This is a genomic window from Thioclava dalianensis (genome assembly GCF_000715505.1).
Classification (GTDB): domain Bacteria; phylum Pseudomonadota; class Alphaproteobacteria; order Rhodobacterales; family Rhodobacteraceae; genus Thioclava; species Thioclava dalianensis.
The window spans coordinates 1-2,206 of the sequence record NZ_JHEH01000084.1 but is presented as its reverse complement, the minus strand read 5'-3'; the positions used below and the strand labels follow the sequence as shown (position 1 = coordinate 2,206).

Below are 2,206 nucleotides of genomic sequence, written 5' to 3'. Positions count from 1 at the left end.
CCGCCCTTATCGGCGGGGCCATTTTCCTGACGGCAAGCTGAAGCGGGAATCGCCGACGCGTCAGGAAGGCCTCAGGTCCTGTCTCCAGATTGTCCTCAGCAGATGACAAGGAGACCCTGCCATGAAGAAGACCCTGACCGCCTTCGCCCTGATCGCCCTGTTGCCCGCTGGCGCCGCCCTGGCCGACGACGACGAGTGCCGCGTGCCCCGTGACCAGTGGCAGCCGCGCGAGGCCGTGATGCAGCTGGCTGAGCAAAACGGCTGGACCGTGCGCGACTTCGAGATCGACGATGGCTGCTACGAGATCGAGGGCCGAGATCAGGATGGCCGGGAGATCGAGGTGAAGCTCGATCCGGCGACGTTGCAGATCGTCGAGATGGATTACGAGGATGAGGACGACGACCGTGGCGGCGCCCGCAATCCCGCGCCCGCCGGCACGGTCGCCCCTCCGCAGAACGGCCTCTTCGGGAACGGCACCCCGCCGCAGGTTCAGGTGAACTGAACCGCTCTCAAGCTCCTCTGCCAAAAAGGATCATCCCGATGAAATCGTTTCTCGCAACGCTCGCGCTGACCACCGCGTTGACGCTCCCCGGCCTGGCCATGGCACGGCCGGTGACGCTAACCACGACCCTCAACAATTACGGCGGCGACGGGGCCTATCTCGCGCTCTACGTCACCGACACCTCGGGCGCGTATGTCGGCAGTCTCTGGATGGCTGGCGGCAAGTCCAAGTACTACGAGCACCTCAGCGACTGGTACCGCGCCACCGGCGGCGACACCGCGCAGGTGAACGGCATCACCGGCGCCAGCGTCGGCGCGGGCCGCACGCTCGAGATCACGCTCGACCTGGCCGACGCGCTCTTCGACGCGGGCTACACGCTCCACATCGACGCGGCCGTCGAGGACATGCGCGACAGCCCGAACGAGGTGGCCGTCCCGCTCACGACCGATGGCGCCGGCACGCCGGTGCAGGGCCGCCGCTACATCGCCAGCTTCGCCTACGACATGTGAGGAGCGGGGCCATGATCCGTGCACTCCATCGCTGGCCGGGTCTTCTGGCCCTCGCGCTCGTCACGATCCTCGCGCTGAGTGGCGCGGCACTGTCGGTCTTCCCTGCGGCCGAACGGCTTGCCGCCGCGCAGGCGGAGACCGGGCTGACGGTCGCCGCCCTCGCGGACCGCATCCAGACGGTCTATCCGGGCGTCGAGCAGATCCGCCGATCACCCTCGGGCCGGATCACTGCCTACTGGTTCGATCAGGGCGCGCCGGGGGCCGCCGTGATCGACCCGGCGACGGGTGAGGGCGTGGCCTCGGCCGACCCGAACCAGGCCGAACGCTGGCTCACCAACCTTCACCGCTCGCTGTTCCTCGGGGACGGCGGGCGCATCGCCATGGCGGCAGGGGCTGCCGCGATGCTGATCCTCTCGCTCTCCGGCGCGGCGCTGGTCGCGCGGCGGGCGGGCGGCTGGCGACACTGGTTCGCGCGCTTGCGCGGACCGCTCGCGGGCAGGCTGCACGTCGAGATCGCCCGGATTGCTGTCGTCGGCTTCGTTCTGTCCTCCACGACCGCCCTCTGGATGACGGCCTCCACCTTCGATCTTCTGCCGGATGGAGGCGCCATAGCGGCCGCCCCGACCGAAGTCAGTGGAGAGACGGGGTTCGCGCTGGACCGGATGGCCACGCTGCAGCAGACGCCCGTCGCCGAGTTGCGCGAGCTGAGCTTTCCCTATCCCGGCGACGCGACGGACGTGTTCACGCTCAAGACCGACCGGGGCACCGGCTATCTCGACCAGGGCGACGGAGCCCTCCTGGCCTGGGCCGACCTCACGGGATGGGAGCGCGTCTCGGAGACCATCTACATGCTGCACACCGGACAGGGCGCGGCGACGCTCGGCCTGGTGCTCGGCCTGATGGCGCTCGGCGTCCCGGCCATGGGCGTGACTGGCGTTGTCGTCTGGCTCGCGGGACGGAGGGGGCGGCCGCGCATCCGAGGCAATCAGCCCGCCGCTCGTGCCGAGACGATCCTGCTCGTCGGCAGCGAGGGCGGCAGCACCTGGGGATTTGCCGCGACGCTGCACGCCGCCCTGACGAAAGCCGGGCAGAGCGTCCATGTCGGCCCGATGTCGGGCTTCACGCCAGAGCGCTACACCGCGGCCCAGCGGATCATCCTGCTCGCCGCGACCTATGGCGACGGCGCGGCGGCCGC

General features: G+C 69.7%; 3 protein-coding genes. All 3 read left to right on the top strand.

Features of this window, described 5'->3' with window-relative positions; genetic code table 11:
* Positions 1–121 precede the first annotated feature (121 nt).
* Positions 122–502 carry a PepSY domain-containing protein gene (locus DL1_RS20600; RefSeq protein WP_038070264.1) on the top strand — a complete coding sequence of 127 codons (381 nt, stop codon included), beginning with the start codon at positions 122–124 and terminating at the stop codon, positions 500–502.
* Positions 503–540: 38 nt separating this feature from the next.
* The gene (locus DL1_RS20595; RefSeq protein ID WP_038070262.1) at positions 541–1,011 is read left to right on the top strand and encodes a DUF2271 domain-containing protein; all 471 of its coding nucleotides are present in this window, start codon (positions 541–543) and stop codon (positions 1,009–1,011) included.
* An 11-nt stretch (positions 1,012–1,022) separates the two neighbouring features.
* Positions 1,023–2,206: PepSY-associated TM helix domain-containing protein (locus DL1_RS20590; RefSeq protein WP_038070259.1), on the top strand; the 1,184-nt coding region annotated here is incomplete at its 3' end.